This window comes from Agathobaculum sp. Marseille-P7918 (assembly GCF_900625105.1).
Lineage (GTDB): Bacteria > Bacillota > Clostridia > Oscillospirales > Butyricicoccaceae > Agathobaculum.
Window position 1 is genome coordinate 181703 of sequence record NZ_UYYD01000002.1, and the last position, 18113, is coordinate 199815.

The 18113-nt window shown below is 60.8% G+C and carries 16 protein-coding genes and 5 tRNA genes; 19 read left to right on the forward strand and 2 right to left on the reverse strand.

All coding sequences use genetic code 11. The annotated features are described in order from the left end of the window. Window positions 1–30: 30 nt before the first annotated feature. The 13 genes from EJL02_RS04375 to EJL02_RS04430 all read left to right on the forward strand — a co-directional run bounded on the left by EJL02_RS04375 (window position 31) and on the right by EJL02_RS04430 (window position 12757). Window positions 31–462, forward strand: coding sequence for a MarR family winged helix-turn-helix transcriptional regulator (locus EJL02_RS04375; RefSeq protein ID WP_125115198.1), 432 nt, complete (start codon window positions 31–33; stop codon window positions 460–462). A gap of 58 nt (window positions 463–520) precedes the next feature. After that, window positions 521–1873: an MATE family efflux transporter gene (locus tag EJL02_RS04380; RefSeq protein WP_125115199.1), complete on the forward strand. Its 1353-nt coding sequence runs from the start codon at window positions 521–523 to the stop codon at window positions 1871–1873. A gap of 180 nt (window positions 1874–2053) precedes the next feature. Next, complete coding sequence (locus tag EJL02_RS04385) at window positions 2054–2920, forward strand: class I SAM-dependent methyltransferase (RefSeq protein ID WP_125115200.1); 867 nt, start codon at window positions 2054–2056, stop codon at window positions 2918–2920. A gap of 46 nt (window positions 2921–2966) precedes the next feature. After that, window positions 2967–3113, forward strand: a complete 147-nt coding sequence (locus tag EJL02_RS14130) for a hypothetical protein (protein WP_164510284.1) — start codon at window positions 2967–2969, stop codon at window positions 3111–3113. Between the two features lie 20 nt (window positions 3114–3133). Then, window positions 3134–3982, forward strand: coding sequence for an energy-coupling factor transporter ATPase (locus EJL02_RS04390; RefSeq protein WP_125115201.1), 849 nt, complete (start codon window positions 3134–3136; stop codon window positions 3980–3982). A gap of 43 nt (window positions 3983–4025) precedes the next feature. Then, entirely contained in the window at window positions 4026–4895 is an 870-nt protein-coding gene (locus tag EJL02_RS04395) for an energy-coupling factor transporter ATPase (protein WP_125115202.1), read from the forward strand. Beyond that, a complete protein-coding gene (locus tag EJL02_RS04400; RefSeq protein ID WP_125115203.1) occupies window positions 4895–5698 on the forward strand; it encodes an energy-coupling factor transporter transmembrane component T family protein in 804 nt (267 codons plus the stop codon). The genes EJL02_RS04395 and EJL02_RS04400 overlap by 1 nt, the downstream gene beginning before the upstream one ends. Next, entirely contained in the window at window positions 5695–6465 is a 771-nt protein-coding gene (gene truA / locus EJL02_RS04405; protein ID WP_125115204.1) for a tRNA pseudouridine(38-40) synthase TruA, read from the forward strand. Before EJL02_RS04400 ends, truA begins: the two co-directional genes overlap by 4 nt. Before the next feature lie 75 nt (window positions 6466–6540). After that, window positions 6541–7803 carry a DUF5711 family protein gene (locus EJL02_RS04410; protein ID WP_125115205.1) on the forward strand — a complete coding sequence of 421 codons (1263 nt, stop codon included), beginning with the start codon at window positions 6541–6543 and terminating at the stop codon, window positions 7801–7803. Continuing rightward, complete coding sequence (locus EJL02_RS04415; protein WP_125115206.1) at window positions 7793–8407, forward strand: CvpA family protein; 615 nt, start codon at window positions 7793–7795, stop codon at window positions 8405–8407. Before EJL02_RS04410 ends, EJL02_RS04415 begins: the two co-directional genes overlap by 11 nt. Window positions 8408–8445: 38 nt before the next feature. Next, window positions 8446–10749: an ATP-dependent Clp protease ATP-binding subunit gene (locus EJL02_RS04420; RefSeq protein WP_125115207.1), complete on the forward strand. Its 2304-nt coding sequence runs from the start codon at window positions 8446–8448 to the stop codon at window positions 10747–10749. Window positions 10750–10861: 112 nt separating this feature from the next. Further along, window positions 10862–11359 carry an RNA polymerase sigma factor gene (locus tag EJL02_RS04425; protein WP_125115208.1) on the forward strand — a complete coding sequence of 166 codons (498 nt, stop codon included), beginning with the start codon at window positions 10862–10864 and terminating at the stop codon, window positions 11357–11359. Between the two features lie 3 nt (window positions 11360–11362). Beyond that, window positions 11363–12757 carry a DUF4179 domain-containing protein gene (locus tag EJL02_RS04430; protein ID WP_125115209.1) on the forward strand — a complete coding sequence of 465 codons (1395 nt, stop codon included), beginning with the start codon at window positions 11363–11365 and terminating at the stop codon, window positions 12755–12757. A gap of 68 nt (window positions 12758–12825) precedes the next feature. On the opposite strand, the gene EJL02_RS04435 is transcribed toward EJL02_RS04430, so the two are convergent. Both EJL02_RS04435 and EJL02_RS04440 read right to left on the reverse strand, forming a co-directional pair. Then, window positions 12826–14430 (reverse strand): sensor histidine kinase, encoded by a 1605-nt coding sequence (locus EJL02_RS04435; RefSeq protein ID WP_164510285.1) that lies wholly within the window; start codon window positions 14428–14430, stop codon window positions 12826–12828. A gap of 40 nt (window positions 14431–14470) precedes the next feature. Beyond that, complete coding sequence (locus EJL02_RS04440) at window positions 14471–15169, reverse strand: response regulator transcription factor (protein WP_125115211.1); 699 nt, start codon at window positions 15167–15169, stop codon at window positions 14471–14473. Window positions 15170–15345: 176 nt separating this feature from the next. Here EJL02_RS04440 and EJL02_RS04445 point away from each other — a divergent pair. The 6 genes from EJL02_RS04445 to EJL02_RS04470 all read left to right on the forward strand — a co-directional run bounded on the left by EJL02_RS04445 (window position 15346) and on the right by EJL02_RS04470 (window position 18109). Continuing rightward, window positions 15346–15419 (forward strand) — tRNA-Gly (locus EJL02_RS04445). Window positions 15420–15451: 32 nt separating this feature from the next. Beyond that, window positions 15452–15528 (forward strand) — tRNA-Arg (locus EJL02_RS04450). Window positions 15529–15670: 142 nt separating this feature from the next. Further along, a tRNA-His gene (locus tag EJL02_RS04455) sits at window positions 15671–15747 on the forward strand. A 76-nt stretch (window positions 15748–15823) separates the two neighbouring features. After that, window positions 15824–15898, forward strand: a tRNA-Gln gene (locus tag EJL02_RS04460). Window positions 15899–16024: 126 nt separating this feature from the next. Continuing rightward, window positions 16025–16100: transfer RNA gene (locus EJL02_RS04465), tRNA-Lys, on the forward strand. 446 nt (window positions 16101–16546) lie between these two features. Further along, on the forward strand, window positions 16547–18109 hold the full coding sequence (locus EJL02_RS04470; protein WP_164510286.1) for an ABC transporter permease: 1563 nt from the start codon (window positions 16547–16549) through the stop codon (window positions 18107–18109). The last annotated feature ends 4 nt before the right edge of the window (window positions 18110–18113 follow it).

Sequence of the window (18113 nt, forward strand, 5' to 3'; positions counted from 1 at the left end):
AAGCTACTCAATTGGAAGGAAGGTGCTGTCTTGCTTAGTCCGGTTTTCCCCGGCGAATACATCAAAATGATCAGCATTCAGTTCATGGCGCACGCAGACGCGGCGCTGCGCCCGCTCGGCCTGACCTGCGCGCAGAGCGACGTGCTGCTGTATCTGAACGCGCGCGGCGATCAGGAAACCACGGTGCAGGACATCGGCCAGCACTTCCGGCTCAAGCATCCGACGGTAATCGGCTTCCTGCGTCGGCTGGAGGACAAGGGCTTTGTCACCACGGCCGTATCCGAACGCGACCGCCGCTGCCGCACCATCCGGCTGACCGACAAATTCAGCGAAGTGCAGCGCGTGATGAACGACATCCGACTATATCTGGACGCCCAGGCATCCCGCGGCTTTTCCGAAGCGGAAATGGCGCAGCTGGAAGAATATCTGTCCCGCGTCTACCGCAATATCAGCGAAAGCTGATATTTTTTCGCCCAGTTATGTAGCTAACTACATTTACATAATTACAGGAGGTAATATAATGAGAGATAATAACGATTCTGTGTTCCGCGACGCACCGATCCCCAAGGCGGTCGCACAGATGGCCGTCCCGACCATGCTGAGCATGCTGGTGGTCGTATTGTACAACATGGTGGACACCTTTTTCGTCGGCCAGACGGGCGACGCCAATCAGGTGGCGGCGGTCTCGGTGGCAACGCCGGTGTTTCTCATTCTGATGGCCTTCGGCAACATGTTCGGCATCGGCGGCTCGTCGCTTATTTCGCGTCTGCTGGGCGCGGGCGAAGGCGAGCGCGCCAAAAAGGTCAGCGCGTTCTGCTGCTACGGCTCGCTCATCTGGGGCGTCATTATGATTTTCGTGTTCCTTGCCGCCATGCCGTTTATCCTGTCGGTCATCGGCACGAGTGAGTACACCATCGGCTACGCCCACGACTATCTGTTCTGGATCTCGCTCGGCGCGCCGTTCATCATTTTCGCCAACGGCTTCTGCAACCTGATCCGCGGCGAAGGCGCGGCGACTGCGTCCATGGTCGGCAACATGGTCGGCACGGTGATTAACATCATTCTCGACCCGATCATGATCCTTGCGCTGAACTGGGGCGTTGCGGGCGCGGCCATCGCGACCGTCATCGGCAACATCTGCGCCTGCTTTTTCTACCTGTTCTACTTCCTGCGCGGCAAGACCGTGCTGTCCATCCACCCGCGCGACTTTGCCGTGCGCGGCATCATCGGCGGCGTGATCGCGATCGGCCTGCCCGCCTCGCTCAACAACATCCTGATGAGCCTGTCCAACATCCTGCTCAACAAGTACCTCGCCGGTTACGGCGACAACGCGGTCGCCGGCATGGGCGTTGCCATGAAGGCCAACATGCTGGTGGTGTTCGTCCAGCTCGGCCTTGCCATGGGCGTGCAGCCGCTGATCGGCTTCGCGTACGGCGCGAACAACATCCGCCGGGTGCGCGGCGTGGTCAACTTCTCGGCCGTGTGCACGACGATCATGGGCATCATCCTGACCGTGATCTACTGGTTCACCGCCGACTCGATCATCTCGCTGTTCATCAATGACCCGGCCGTCATCGAGGCCGGCGTGCCCATGCTGCGCGCGCTGATGTTCTCCGCCCCGGTGCTCGGCATCATGTTCGTGCTGCAAAACGCTTTGCAGGCCATGGGCCGCGCGGCTGCCGCGCTGGTGCTCGCCGTCAGCCGTCAGGGCTTCGTCTTTGTCCCCTGCGTCATCATCGCGGGCGCGTACCTCGGCATGACCGGCATCATCTTCTCCCAGCCGGCGGCCGACCTGTTCTCGGTCGTGATGAGTATCATCATGTTCATCGTCATTGCCCGCCGTCTGTCCCATACATCCGAATCCCACGCCTGATACAGGCTTCGCGTCCCGGCGCACACCCCGCTTTTTGCGGGCGTGTGCGCTTTTTTGCCGTTTTCGCTAAAAAGGCCTGTCTTGACAGGGTTTCTTTTTGATTGCGCGCGCCGCGCTTTGGTGTTAGAATAGATACTGATATATTGTGTAAATCTCACATCAGAACGAGGGATATGTTTTATGTGGATCGCGGATCACTGGAAAGAATTTGCCGTCATCGACTGCGGCGGCGGCGAAAAGATTGAGCGCTGGGGCAATCAGATTTTGCAGCGGCCCGACCCGCAGGCCATCTGGCCGCGGGCGGAAGGCTGCCGCGCGTGGGAGAAACCGAACGCCATCTATCACCGCTCCAAGGCGGGCGGCGGACAATGGGAAATCCGCAAACTGCCCGAGCAGTGGGCGATCCATTACGGCGACCTGACCTTCCAGCTCAAGCCCATGAGCTTCAAGCACACCGGCCTGTTCCCCGAGCAGGCCGCCAACTGGGACTTTATCGACCATATGGTGCGGAACGCCGGACGGCCGGTGAACGTACTCAACCTGTTCGCCTACACGGGCGGCGCAACGCTCGCCGCGGCAAACGCAGGCGCATCAGTCTGCCATGTGGATGCCTCCAAGGGCATGGTGCAGTGGGCGCGCGAGAACGCCGCGTCCAGCGGCCTGGCCGACCGCCCGATCCGCTGGATCGTGGACGACTGCAAAAAGTTCGTCCAGCGCGAGATCCGGCGCGGCCGCAAGTACGACGCCATCATCATGGACCCGCCTTCCTACGGGCGCGGCCCGTCGGGCGAAACCTGGAAGATTGAAGAGGATGTGGCCGACTTTGTCGAGCTGACCATGGGGGTACTCTCGGACAAGCCTTTGTTCGTGCTGATCTCGAGCTACTCGACCGGGCTTGCGCCCTCGGTGATGAGCTATCTGCTCGGCATCACGGCGGCCAAACGCGCCGCGGGCAAAATCGAAGCGCAGGAGCTTGGCCTGCCGGTCGAGGCGACCGGGCTTGTGCTGCCGTGCGGCTCGTCTGCACGCTTTATCGCGGAAACCTAAAACGAACAACCACACACCGGGATAGAGACAAAAGGAGTTGACTGTAATGCATCAGTTATATTGGTTTACGACATATCTCCCCTTTCTGATTTACTCCCTGATCCCCATGGCCATTGGCCTATTCCTGTTGTATTTTGTCATCAAAAAGGCGGTCAAGGACGCGATCAACGAGTCCAATCTGCCAAAATTCTGATTGCCATAAGGACGAATACTATGTCTGAAATCATCAAAACCGAAAACCTGCAATACGCCTACCCCGTCGAGGAAGGCCAGCTTGCCGTGCCCGTGCTCAAGGGCGTGAACCTCTCGATCAAGCGCGGCGAGTTCGTCGCGGTGCTGGGCCACAACGGCTCGGGCAAAAGCACGCTCGCGGGCTGCTTCAACGCCATCCGCCTGCCGACCGGCGGCGTGTGCTACGTCGATATGATGGACACGCGTGACGAAAACAACACCTACGAGATCCGCAAGACCGTCTCGATGGTGTTCCAGAACCCGGACAACCAGCTGGTTGCGACCGTGGTCGAGGAGGACGTCGCGTTCGCGCTCGAAAATATGGGCGTTCCGCCCGCCGAGATCCGCAAGCGCGTGGACGACGCGCTCAAAGCCGTCGGCATGTACGAATACCGCGCGCAGGCGCCGCACCGCCTGTCCGGCGGACAGAAGCAGCGCGTCGCGATCGCGGGCGTCATCGCGATGATGCCGCGCTGCGTCGTGCTCGACGAGCCGACCGCCATGCTCGACCCGCAGGGCCGGCGCGAGGTCATGGCGGTGGTGCGCGAGCTCAACCGCAAATACGGCATCACGGTCATCCTGATCACCCACCATATGGACGAAGCCGTGCAGGCCGGACGCGTGGTCGTGATGCATCAGGGCAACGTGCTCATGGACGGCACGCCGCGCGAGATCTTCACGCAGGTGGACACGCTGCGCGCCGCGTCCCTGACCGTGCCGCAGACGATCGAGGTGCTGTACGACCTCGACCGGCAGGACGGCGAAACCCTGCCCATCGACGCGCTTTCGGTAGACGAATGCGCGGACATCTTAGAGAAATACCTACAGTGAGGCTGCGCGCCCACTGATTTTGACACACGGGAGGACGAATCCTTTGTCAACCATTCTGGAAACCCGGGGCCTGACCCATATCTATGGCGCAGGCACCCCTTTTGAGCGCGTCGCGCTCGACCATGTCGATCTGAAAATCGAAAAAGGCGAAATTCTGGGCGTCATCGGCCACACCGGCTCGGGCAAGTCGACGCTCATCCAACATTTCAACGGGCTTTTGAAGCCCGACCAAGGCGAAGTGCTGCTGGGCGGCCAGTCCATCTGGAACGAAAAGGGCAAGTGCGCCAGAGAGACGCGCTTCCGCGTCGGTCTGGTGTTTCAGTACCCGGAATACCAGCTGTTTGAAGAGACGATCGCAAAAGACATCGCCTTCGGCCCGACCAACATGGGGCTCAAGCAAGACGAAATCGACGAGCGCGTTTTGGAATCCATGCGCGCGGTCGGTCTGGACGAAAGCATGGCGAACCAGTCGCCGTTTGCGCTGTCGGGCGGACAAAAGCGCCGCGTCGCGATCGCGGGCATCCTGGCCATGCGCCCCGAAGTGCTCGTGCTCGACGAGCCGACCGCGGGCCTTGACCCGCACGGCCGCGACGAGATCCTCGGTCTGGTCAAGGAATACCACAAGCAGTCGGGCGCGACCATCCTGATCGTGTCGCACTCGATGGAGGACATCGCGGGGCTGGCTGACCGCCTGCTCGTGATGAACCATGCCAAAGTCCTGTTTTGCGACACGCCGCGCGCGGTCTTTTCGCACGCGGAGGAGATCATCGCGGCGGGACTCGACATCCCGATGATCACCAAGGTCATGCTCGAGCTGAAAAAACGCGGGCATGATGTGGACACTTCGGTCTATACGGTGCAGCAGGCGCTCGACGCCCTGCGCGCCTGCAAAGCGAAAGGGGGCGCGCGCTGATGCTCAAGGACATCACCATCGGCCAGTTTTTCCCCGGTGACACCGCCGTGCACCGGCTTGACCCCCGCGTCAAGATTGTGCTGACGATCGCGTTCATCGTGCTGCTCTTCCTCGCGGAAGGCCCGATTTCCTATGTGCTGATCGTCGCGTTTCTGGCCATTATCATCGGCATTTCGCGCATCTCGCCCAAACTGGTTGTGCGCGGACTCAAGCCGATCCTGTTTATCGTGGCGTTCACCGCGCTGCTCAACCTGTTCTACACCCCCGGCGACTATATCTGGCAATGGGGCTTCCTGCACATCAGCAAGCAGGGCATCCGGCTGGCGGTCTTTATGGTCATCCGCCTGATGCTGCTGATCATTGCGACCTCGATGCTGACCTATACGACAAGCCCGATCCAGCTGACCGACGGGCTTGAGCGTCTGCTCTCGCCGCTCAAAAAGCTGCACGCACCCGTGCACGAGCTTTCCATGATGATGTCGATCGCGCTGCGCTTCATCCCGACGCTGATCGAGGAGACCGAGAAGATCATCTCGGCGCAGAAAGCGCGCGGCGCGGATTTTGAATCCGGCAGTCTGGTGCAGCGCGCAAAAGCGATGATCCCGATTCTGGTGCCGCTGTTTATCTCGGCGTTCCGCCGCGCGGACGAGCTCGCAACCGCGATGGAGTGCCGTCTGTACCGCGGCGACGTCGGCCGCACCCGCATGAAGCAGCTCAAAATTGAGCGCGTGGACATCTGCGCGATCCTGATCTGCGCAGTGCTGTTCGCGGCGGTCCTTGTGCTGAGGCAGTTCGGCCTATGAATATTGCAGTGGTTTTGTCCTATGACGGGACGGCCTATAACGGCTGGCAGGTGCAGAAAAACGGCCCGTCCATTCAGGAATCCATGGAAACCGCGATCCAGCGTCTGCTCGGCCAGAAAACGCACGTCTCGGGCGTCGGCCGCACGGACTCCGGCGTACACGCGCGGCGCTATGTGGCCAGCTTCAAGGCGGACTGCACCATCCCGATGGACCGTCTGCCCTATGCCTTAAACAGTTTTCTGCCGCCCGACATTGCGGTGTCGGGCGCGGTACAGGTGCCGGACGCGTTCGACGCGCGGTTTGACTGCACCAAAAAGGAATACGCCTATTATATCTTCCCGTCCACCCTGCGCAACCCGTTCCACGCGCGCTATGCCTATCGCTACAACTATCCGCTCGACATCGCGCGCATGCAGGAAGGCGCGCAGCGCTTTGTCGGACGGCAGGACTTCGCCGCCGTGCGCAGTCAGGGCACGCCGGTCAAAAGCACCGTGCGCACCATCTTCTGGTGCGAGGTCGAGCCGGTGGACGACCTGATCCGCATCCGCGTATGCGGCGACGGCTTTCTGTACAACATGGTGCGCGCGATCGCGGGCACCCTGACCTATGTCGGCGGCGGCAAGCTGACGCCGGACGACGTTTCGGCCATTCTGCGCGCGGGCGACCGCGAGCAGGCCGGTCCGACCCTGCCCGCCTGCGGCCTGTTCATGAACCGGCTGTGGTATGAGCATACGCCTGAGCTTGCGCGCTTCCGGCTGGACACCTGAACCCATTTTCGGATAATTTATTTTTTATTCACATTTTATGCCCCCAAACGCGATACAATGAGGAGACGGAGCAACATGAGCGAACAACAGTCCCCCAAATCCAAACAGAATATCGTCCGTTTCCCGTCCACGCGGAAAGAACGCCGCCATCTGCTGCTGGAAAGCAAGGACAAACGCGTGCGCGTCACCGTGCTGCTGCGCACGGTGTGCGGCTGGCTGCTGCTGGTCTGCACCGTGCTGTTTTTGCTCTCCAACTACCGGCTGTTCACCCCCACCTCCATCCGCAGCCTTGCGGAATACGCGGTGGCGGGCCTGAAGCAGCACGAGGGCGACATCACCACCATCAATTACCAGAACGGCACATTTTCCGACGCCGCGCTGTTTGATTCCGGCATCGCCTATGCGGATAACGACTCGCTGTATCTTGCGCGTCCCGGCAGCGTCGTCACCATGACCCACGCGCTGGGCTATTCCTCCCCCGTGGTGGAAGCCAACGACGATTATGTGCTGGCTTACGACCGCGGCGGCCTGAATGCCGTGCTGACCAACTCCGCCACGGCGGTCGCCGAACTGACCGCGAACTCCTCGATCATCACGGGCAGCCTCGGACAGGACGGACATTTTGTGCTGGTCACCGACGAGCAGGGCTACCGCACCGCAGTCGCCGTGTACGACACCTCCGGCAAGGAGGTATTCAAATACCAGTCGTCGGAATACTATATCGTGTCGTCCTCGCTTTCACCGGACGGCAAAACGCTTGCCGTGCTCGCCTTCCGGCAGGACGGCGTGTCGCTGCACTCGCATGTGCTGTTTTACAACGTCTCCAGCGGCGATCTGGACGCGGACGTCACGCTGGAGGATGCGCTGGGCATGACCCTGTGCTATCCGGAAAACGGCACGGCGGCGGTTTTGTGCGACGACGGGCTGTATCTGGTGCGCCGCAGCGGCGACGCCGAGCATGTGCTCACCGCAGCCTCGAGCGACCTGATCGCGTTTACCGCGCATGACAACGTGCTGGCGCTTGCCACGCGCTCGTATTCGGGCGGCGCGCGCAGCGACCTGTACACGGTGCGCGGCAGCACGCTGTCCGGCCCCTACGCGCTGAGCGAGGAGCCGTCCGCGCTGGCGATCTCCGCCGGCGGCGCAGCCGTGCTGAGCGCCTCAGGCGTGACCGTTTACGATACGTCCTTCACCCCCCAGTGGAGCAACACCGAAGCGGTCGGCGCGCGCCGCGTGCTGCTGACCGACGACGGCACGGTCTGCGCGCTGTACACCAAAAACGCGCGCCTGTTTACCGCGCACTCCGAACATTCCGAGGATCTGACCAATGCCTACTGACGTTTTATCCGTGCTCACCGGCCTGTGCAACCTGCCCGACCTGATCATTCTGGCCATTCTGCTGGTCAATCTGGTGCTGGGTTTCCGGCGCGGCTTTTTCGGGTCGCTGTACGGTCTGGTCGGCCGCGTGATCGCGGTGGCTGCCGCCTTTTTCGCGGCCCGCTGGGCGGCGCCCTATGTGGCGAAATGGATCGTCACGCCGATTGTCGGCGACGTTTTTGAAAAACAGGCAGGCGTGAGCGGCGCCGCCGGCGCGCTGGACGCGCTGCGCCAGTCCGCGACCGAGGCCGCGGTCTCCATGGCCGAAAGCGTGGCGTTCGTGCTGCTGCTCATCCTGTTTTGCATCCTGTTCGGCTGGCTGATCGGCTTTGCCGTCAAAAGCCTGCACACGATCGCGCACCTGACCCCATTAGGGTTTCTGGATTCCCTCGCGGGCGGCGTGGTCGGGCTGGCTGCGGGCGGCATCCTGATCGTCCTGATCCTGCTGGGCGTCTGGTGGGTCTATCCCATCGCCTATTCCCCGCTCGGCTGGCTTTCCCCCGAACGGGTGTCTGATAGCCTGCTGCTGGCAAAACTGATCGACGTGCTGCCGGTGGCCATCTGAAATACGCGTTCCCACTTCCCCAAAGGAGTTTTTTTGTTATGAACATGCCAATGTGCTCGCGATGCAAAAAGAACATCGCCGTGGTATTCATCACCAAAATCGAAGGCCCGGACAAAACCACGCAGGAGGGGCTCTGCCTCAAGTGCGCGCGTGAGCTGGGCGTCAAGCCGCTCGACAACATCATGGAGCAAATGGGCATCACCGAGGACGACCTCGAGGCCCTGTCGGGCGAGATCGACTCGCTGGCCGATCTGAACGATCTGGTCACCGCCGGTGCGGACGGCTCGGACGACGATGCGCCGCACGAGACCGATCCGCTGTCCAACCCGCCCGCGGCTGTTCCGCCGCTGTCGCCGGACGCGCCGCGCCGCCCGGCCGAAGGCGCGCGCACGCGCACGCAGGCGCCCCCGCGCGACGACAAAAAGCGCAAGTACCTGAACAACTACTGTGAGAACCTGACGCGCAAGGCCGCCGAAGGCCGCATCGACCACATCGTCGGCCGCGACCGCGAGACCGACCGCGTCATCCAGATCTTAAACCGCCGCCAGAAGAACAACCCCTGCCTGATCGGCGAACCGGGCGTCGGCAAGACGGCAGTCGCCGAGGGTCTGGCCGTGCGCATCAACGAGGGGCGTATTCCCTTCAAGATGCGGAACAAGGAAGTGCACCTGCTCGACCTGACCGCGCTCGTGGCCGGCACGCAGTTCCGCGGCCAGTTTGAAAGCCGCATGAAGGGCCTGATCGACGAGGTCAAGCGTCTGGGCAACATCATTCTGGTCATCGACGAGGTGCACAACATCGTCGGCGCGGGCGATTCGGAAGGCTCGATGAACGCCGCGAACATCCTCAAACCCGCGCTGGCCCGCGGCGACATTCAGGTCATCGGCGCGACCACGCTGAACGAATACCGCAAATATATCGAGAAGGACGCCGCGCTCGAGCGCCGCTTCCAGCCGGTGTATATCGGCGAGCCGTCGGTCGCGGAGACGACCGAGATTTTGAAGGGCATCCGCTCGTACTACGAGACCTTCCACGGCGTGCAGGTGCCGGATGATATCTGCCGCCGTGCCGCCGAGATGAGTGAGCGCTATATCACCGACCGTTTCCTGCCCGACAAGGCCATCGACCTGATCGACGAGGCCTGCTCGCGGCTCAACCTGGACTCGCCGCAGCTGTCCGAGATCCCGGCGCTGCAGACCGAGATGGAGGGCCTGCAGACCCAGCTTGACCTGCTGACCCAGTCGAGCGCGCGCGATGAGCAGGAGGACACCTATGCCCGCATCGCGTCCTGCCGCCAGCGGCTGCTGCAAGTCGAAGGCCGGCTGCACGAGCTGCTGTGCAAGCCCGCGCCCGCGGTTGACGAACAGCTGCTCGCCTCGGTCATCGAGCTGTGGACCGGCATCCCGGCCGCCAAGGTCGCGGCGCAGGAGTCCGCACGACTGCGCGGCATGGAAGACCGCCTGAAAGCGCATGTCATCGGGCAGGACGAAGCCGTGGACGCGGTCTGCGCGTCCATCCGCCGCTCGCGCGCGGGCATCAGCCCCAAGCGCAAGCCCGCGTCCTTCCTGTTTGTCGGCCCGACCGGCGTGGGCAAGACCGAGCTGGTCAAACAGCTCGCGCTCGACCTGTTCGACTCGCCCGACGCGCTGGTGCGGCTCGACATGTCGGAATATATGGAAAAGCACACGGTTTCCCGCCTGATCGGCTCGCCTCCGGGCTATGTCGGCTATGACGAGGCCGGTCAGCTGACCGAAAAGATCCGCCGCCGCCCGTACTCGGTTGTGCTGTTCGACGAGATCGAGAAGGCGCACCCGGATGTGCTCAACGCGCTGCTGCAAATTCTGGACGACGGCCGCCTGACCGACGCGCAGGGCCGCGTGGTCAGCTTTGAGAATACGGTCATTGTCATGACCTCGAACGCCGGTTCGCAGACCGGCGGCGCGCCTGCGGGCTTCGGCCGCACGGTCAGCCAGCAGAGCCGCGAACGCGCAATGAAGGCGCTCGAGGACATCATGCGCCCCGAGTTCTTAAACCGCATCGACGAGATCATCGCCTTCAACCAGCTGACCGAAGCGGACTTCCGCAAGATCGCGGTCATCATGCTGAGCGAACTGCGCGACAACCTCGCCGACAAGGATATCCGCCTGACGTGGGACGACAGCCTGCTCGACTGGCTCGTCGAAAAGTCGTTCTCGCTCAAGTTCGGCGCGCGCAATCTGCGCCGCCTGATCGAAAAAGAGGTGGAAAACCCGCTCGCGACCACGATCGTCACGGGCGAGCAGCCGCTCAAGGGCGCGTACCTGCGTGCCGCAGACGGCAAACTCATCATCGACACAATTTAACAACCTGCCGCCGGGCCAAACGTCCGGCGGCAAATTTTTTGCCCTTCTCCGGGAGCAATCCCCCGCCGCCGTGCATCTTAAGGGTGTCCGGACAACGAGACGAGGTGATACCATGGAAATGATACTGAGCCAGACACAGGACGACACACGCACGCGCTTTGCCGCCGCCGTGACCGCGCACCGCCGCGCGATGTACCGCGCCGCGCGGGCGCTGCTAAGCTGCGACGCGGACGCGGAGGACGCGGTGAGCGAAGCGATATTGCGCGCGTGGCAGGCCTTCGGGCGGCTGCGCGACGAAAAGGCGCTCAAGGGCTGGCTGATTAAAATCACGGTCAACTGCGCGCACGAGCACCACCGCAAAACCGCGCGCCTGACCTATACGGACGATCTGGAGCCGCTTGCGGGCGGCGCGGAGGACAGACATAACTTCACCCTGTGGGACGCGGTCTGCGCCCTGCCCGAGGACTACCGCGTCGCGACCGTGCTGTTTTACTACGAGGATATGACGACCGCCGAGATCGCAAAAGTGCTCGGCGTGCGCGAAGGGACGGTGCGCAGCCGCCTGTCCCGTGCGCGCAGCCGTCTGCGCACGCTGCTGGAGGAGGAATGACAGATGACGTTTGACGAAAAGCTGAAAGCCCGCGCACAGCGCGAGGGCAGCCCGATGCCGGAAGGCTTTGACGAGCGCATGGACGCGCGGCTAGCCGACCTGCCGGAGCAGGTGACGCCCCTCAAAAAGCGCCGCCCGGCGCGCGTGGCCCTTTGCATCGGCATCGCCGCCGCACTGGTGGTCGGAGCGGCCGCGGCCGCGCCCACGGTCATCCAAATGGCGCAGGGCGCGATCGGCTATTTCCACACCGGCCGCAACAGCGAGTATAACGCATTGCAAACCGAGTACGAACAGTTCAACGCCGCGATCGGCGCAAGCAAAACCGTGAACGGTGTGACGCTGACCATCGACAATATCGCGTTAGATGACAGCTATATGAGCATCTTCTTCACCATGTCGAGCGACACGCCGCTGGATCAGGTGGGAACGGACAGCGAGCCGGAAAGCTGGCGCGCAGGCTGGACTGCGCCGGTGTTCTGCGCCAAGGTGGACGGCAAAGAACTAGACACCGGCGGCTGGGTGGACAACGAAGCCTATTTTGTGGACGACTACACGCTCAAAGGCGTACACCGTCTGACGCTCAAGCAAACGCTGCCCGAACAATTCGATTTGCTGCTCTATACCAGCGGCACCAGCCGCCTGAACGAGGGCGACATCCAGTTTGAACTGTCGGTGGACAAGAGCGCGGTCGCTGTCGAAACGCGGACGGTCGAACCGAAGCAGGATTTCACCGTCCAGTTTAGCGGTACAGACGAGGCTGGCAAAAACTATACGATAAGCCGCACACCGCGCATCGAGCGCGTGTCTGTCTCGCCGCTCAGCTCGACCATCACACTCAGTGAGCGCGTAAGCGGTGACGACATTCCATGGGATGGCTTTGTCCTGCGCGATGACAAGGGCAACTTCCTGCTCCGCCTGCCTGCCGCAATGACCAGCAGCGCATTGAGTCGTTCGGTCAATGTGTTCGAGTTCATCGGTGCGGATGAAACCACAAAGTCGATCACGCTGATCCCGATCCAGTGGAGCTATCACGCCCATGAGGTCAAAGGCGCGCTGGACAGCCTGCCGCTGACCGACGGCTGCAAAAACGGTGTCACGCTGGAAACGATCGAAGTCGGCGCGGACAGGGCTGTTGCCACCTTCTCGGTACACGGTGCCGTCTGGGAGGAAAACGGCCAGTTTAACCTGACCGATGCGGAAGGCAATCCCCTTTCCTTTAACAAATTTGCAGCGATCGATAGCTATACCGACCGGGAAACCGGCAAAATCATCGCGACGCTGTACTATCCCGACGCAACCGAGGAGGAAGTCGCCAAGATCGCAGGCGTATCCTTCTGGCAGCCGGACGACGATCTCACTCTGCTTGAAGATCAGGCGGTCACGATCGACCTGCCATAACGACAAAAAGCCACCCCGAAGGGTGGCTTTTTGCGGTCTATCCTGCCTTTTGTCTGCGGGACGCGGCCTTATCCGAACCGGAACCAGAACCGCGGCCCGGCGGGGGTGTTCTCCGCGCCATAGGCGTAGCCGTGCAGGTCGAACACGGTTTTGGCGATCGACAGTCCCAGCCCGTCGCCTTTGGCCGTGCGCGCGGGGTCGGCCTGAAAATACGGCTCCCACAGGCGGGGCAGCGCCGCGGGTAGGATGGGCTCGCCCGTATTGACGACCGCGCACACGCCGCGCTCGATGCGCACCGTGATGCTGCCATCCGGCGGGGTGTGCTGCACCGCGTTTTCCAGGATCGCGTCCAGCGCGCGGGCCAGCAGCGCACGGTCGGCGTCGGCCTCGTCCGCGCCGTCTACCACGACCGACGTGTGCAGGCGGCTGTCCGGCGGAACGGCGGCATCCAGCCGCTCACGCGCGAGGGCGGAGAGAGACACCTTCTCGCGCCGCAGGGCCTTCGTGCCCGCCTCCAGCCGGGACAGCTCAAGCATGCGCCGCACGCTGCCGTCCATGCGCTGCGCCTGCTGCCGGATGACGTCCAGATAGTGTGTGCGCTTGTCCTGCGCCATGTCGTCCGAGAGCAGCTCGGCGGTCGCGGACAGGACGGACAGCGGCGTTTTCAGCTCGTGCGCGAGTGCGGCGGTCGTGTCGCGGCGCGCCTGCTCGACGCGCGCCTGCTTGCGCCACACGCGCAGCAGGGCGAAAGCGAGGATGGCGGACATGGCCAGCATCGCTGCCAACCCCATCCCATAAACCAGCCCCAGCTCGTCTATCGCTTCGCGCAGCGGATAGTACGACCAGATGTAGACCACGGAATAATCCGTCGGCTCATAAGAAAAGCCATCCTGCCCGAGATAGCTGCCGACCTCCACGTAATAGTGGAAAATCGTATTATCATCATCCCATGCGCCGATGATAAAGTTCATATTATCCACGCCCTCAGCCAGCGTCATCATGCGCGCACGCATCTGCGCCAATTCCGCAGAATCCCGCGCTTTGACGTAACCGGAAACACCGTCCTCCACATCAAACCCCGATAGGGTGAATCCATCCGGCGTGCCGCCCATATAACATTCAAACGGCTGGTCGTTCCAGAAAAGGCCGCTGGTGTCAATATCCGGCTGGCGTTCCATCAGCACGGTTTCGCCATCAAGCTCAGTCTCCATGATCCCGCCATCCTCCAGCACCTCGTATTTCACCGTAGTATAGGTCAGCCGGTACGGGATCAAAAAAGCGCCATCCTGCCAGCCCTGATAATGCAACACATATCCTATCCTGCCGGTGCTATTGCGCGTAATCGGCTGGCTGCTTTCCTGCTCAAGCTCCACCAACCGGAACTGCTCCTCTTCCGTCAGCCAGCGTTCCAGATCAAGATACGTCGAGTCGAGGTTATAATAATTGCCTGACGACGCAAGCAAGTTGCGGTCTTTATCGAAAATGCCGACCATCGCCAGCGGCCGCAAATCGGACCGATTGCATGTACGGTAGAGCGCCTTTGGCCAATCCAGAGACAGCTTCTCCCCCGGTTCGAGTAATGCCTGATCTCCCGCGCTCGTACGCGCCTCCTCCAGCTTGCGCTGCGCCGTCACATAGGTGAACAGTCCCATCACCGCCAGATAAAATGCCAAAAATCCTGCGCCCACGCGCCAAAAGAAACTCCAAAAATTCCTACGTTTGGTTTTCATCTCCATCCACCTCCAGTTTGTAGCCCTGCTTGACCACGGTCTTGATGCAGCCCGCGTGCGTGCCCAGCGCGCGCCGCAGCTTTTTGATATGGCTGTCCACGACGCGGTCGGTGCCGTCAAAATCCCACCCCCACGCGAGATTTAACAGCTCGTCACGCGTCAGCACGCGGTTTTTTCGCTCCATCAGCGCCCGCAGCAGCGCAAATTCCTTGGGCGGCAGCGCAACCGGCGCCCCGCCCGCCGTCACAGTGCCGCGCGCGGGATCGAGCGTAAGCGTCCCCGCCCGCAGCACGTCGTCCTGCGTCAGCCCTTTCGCGCGGCGCAGCAGCGCCTGCGCCTTGGCGTACAGCACCGCCAGCGAAAACGGCTTGACCACATAGTCGTCCGCGCCAAGGCCATAGCCGTGCAGCTTGTCCTGTTCGTCCTCCCGGGCGGTCACGAACAGGATGGGCACGTCGCCCCGCTGCCGCGCGGCGCGGCACAGCGCAAAGCCGTCCGTCCCCGGCAGCATCACGTCGAGCAGCAGCAGGTCGAACGCGCGCTGCTCGATCCGTGCAAGCGCGGTGTCACCGTCCGCGGCCGTCTCCACCCGAAGCGCGCCGCCGCTTTTCTCCGCGAAATAATCCGCCACCACCTCGCGCATGGCGGGCTCGTCCTCGGCCAGTAAAATCGTGTAGCCCACGCTGCATCCCCCCTTTGTGCTTCCAGTATAACACGCCCCTATGCCCTTTTGATGACGTGCCGGACGGTTTGCAGAAATTTCCGATTCGGCCGGTAAAATTTCTGACAAAGAAAATGAAAAAACCTGTTGACAAAATCCGCAATCGTTGGTATACTATTTAAGCGTCAGAAAAACCCGCGGGTGTAGTTCAATGGTAGAATGTCAGCCTTCCAAGCTGAACACGTGGGTTCGATTCCCATCACCCGCTCCATACTTTTAGGCACGGGTTGCCGGAATTGATATGCGCCAGTAGCTCAGCCGGATAGAGCAACTGCCTTCTAAGCAGTAGGCCGGGGGTTCGAATCCCTCCTGGCGTGCCAAGATTTTTTCGCAGGCATGGCTAGGGATTCGAAAGGCGGCTCTTACAAACAATCCTGTGGATTGTTTGAACCGCCGTGGCTTTTCCGCAGAAAAGCGAATCCCTCCTGGCGTGCCAACTTTCCGCTGGCGAAATAGAATATGGTGGGTATAGCTCAGTTGGTTAGAGCATCGGATTGTGGTTCCGAGGGTCGAGGGTTCGAGTCCCTTTACCCACCCCATATAAACCCTATGACGCGCTGCCTATCGCAGCGCGTTATGCTTAGGGTACGGTCTGTCGTTTGATTCAACGGATACAGGGGCGTCGCCAAGCGGTAAGGCATCGGCCTTTGACGCCGACATTCGCTGGTTCGAATCCAGCCGTCCCTGCCATTTTTTCCATTGGATTCGAAAGGCGGCTCTTGGCAAGATGCCGGCGGCATGTTGCAACCGCCGTGGCTTTTCCGCAGAAAAGCGAATCCAGCCGTCCCTGCCACTTTTCTTCGCACAATTTCATATGACCCAGTAGCTCAGTCGGCAGAGCACCTGCCTTTTAAGCAGGGTGTCCGGGGTTCGAATCCCCGCTGGGTCACCAAAGCGAACCCGTCACGAAAGTGACGGGTTCGCTTTTTTTACTTCTCCATCCAAAGGAGGCGCCCTATGCTGTACAACATCATCTGGTGGGCCAAAACCATTTTTATCTGCGCCGTGCTGCTGTTTGTGGTCGGCGTAATCCACGGCTCCCGCAAACAGTGAACCGCATGCAAGCGCCACGCCTTTGCATCCCCGCAAGGCGACGCATGCAAAACAAACAAATGTTTTCTTTGCTGCACAATCCAAGGGAAAATACAGCACTTTCCGGCATAGAAATTCCCAAAAATATTTTGTCGATCCTGTCTCTATACCGCCCGCGCGCCAACTGGTACAATGAACACAGAAGCATCCGAAACGCCGGGACGATTCCCGTTTCGGGCTGTCCGAACGAAACGTCCGGCCGGGCCCCGTTCCGCTTTTGCCGTCTGTTTCAAAGGAGGTTGTCACATGGGAAAGCGGACTTCCCTTTACCTCAGGCGCAACGCCAAACGCAGCATACTGCTGTTTTTGCTGCTGTTTGTCATTTCGTTCAGCCTTGCCATCGGCGTTACCGTATGGAACAGCATCGGCGCGGTCACCAAAGAGGTGCAGAACAGACTGGGGACGAGCTTTGTCTGCAAAATACTGCCTTTGGATTCGGAAAATACAGAGTATTATCAAATGGTATTGTCGCGGGACGGCTCCATGAAGAAAACGTATACCGGCGCCGTGCTCAACCATGAGTTGGCAGAAAAGGTGATGCAGCTGGACGGCGTGACCGCGTACAACGGCGAACTGAAGCAGTATGTGGTCGTGGACAACATCAAGCTCTATCCCGGCGCGGCGGCGAACCGCTATCAATATTACACATCGGACCCGGAGCGGAAGGCATACAAAGCCGCCGATGTCGAGTGGGGCGGCCTGGTGAGCAGTGAGCTGAACGCAGCGCAAACCGCGATATACAGCAATACCGAGACGGCACTGAACGACAAATTCCGCACCGGCGCGTTCGAACTGGTGTCCGGCCGGCATATTACGGCGCATGACAGGCAGAAAGTTCTGATTTCCGACGAACTCGCAGCGCAGAATGACCTTCAGCTCGGGGATACGATTCAGATCAGCATGCGCAACCAGCAGCTTGGTTGGTATGATTTGAGAAAATACGATCCCACGAAGGTGCTTGCGGAGTGGGAACTCGAGATCGTCGGTATTTTCCATGTCAATGGGTATCAGCCGACCGGCGAAAATGTGCATGAGTACAATATCACCTATAACTGGCTGATGGCAGATGAAGATACGGTATCGCAGATCAAAACTGCGTGGGATGAAAACTATTATGAAGATTATATCGGCGATTTTTCCTACTATAATCTCACTGTTTTTGTGGATGATCCATCCCATCTCGCAGAAATTGTAAAACAGGCAAAGCAACTAAAATTCCCGGATTCGGACTATTGCGCCATATCGTTGGACGACACCATGTACAAATCCACCGTCGATCCGCTCCATTCCATCCGGAACATGGTTGCGGGCTTGGTGGGCGCAATCGTCGCAGGCTGCATGATCGTGCTGCTGATCGTGTTCACCATGTGGGTGCGCAGCCGCCGGCAGGAGGTCGCGATTTACTTATCGCTGGGCTTCAGCAAGGCGAAAATCCTCGGCCAGTTCGTGCTGGAAGCGGTGATCGTGGCGGCGCTGGCGCTTTTGGTCGCGCTGCCGGCAAGCATACCGAGTGCCAACGCGATCGGCAATCAGATGCTTGCCTCGACCATCCAAGCAGCGCAGCCGCAGGCAAAGGAATATACCGAAGAGGAAATCTACAACGCGGCGATGAGCGGCAAAATGTCCGAGCTGTTCGCCTGTGAAAGCGGCAGCTACGGCGGGCCGGAGCACATCGACTTTTCGTTCGGCTTTATCCCACTGCTGGCGCTCGCGGGGCTCGAACTGCTGCTGATCGTGATCGCGATCTGCAAGGGCGGTTGGTTCATTTTCCAATTGCAGCCACGGCAGATCCTGACGGCTTTGCGATAGCGCG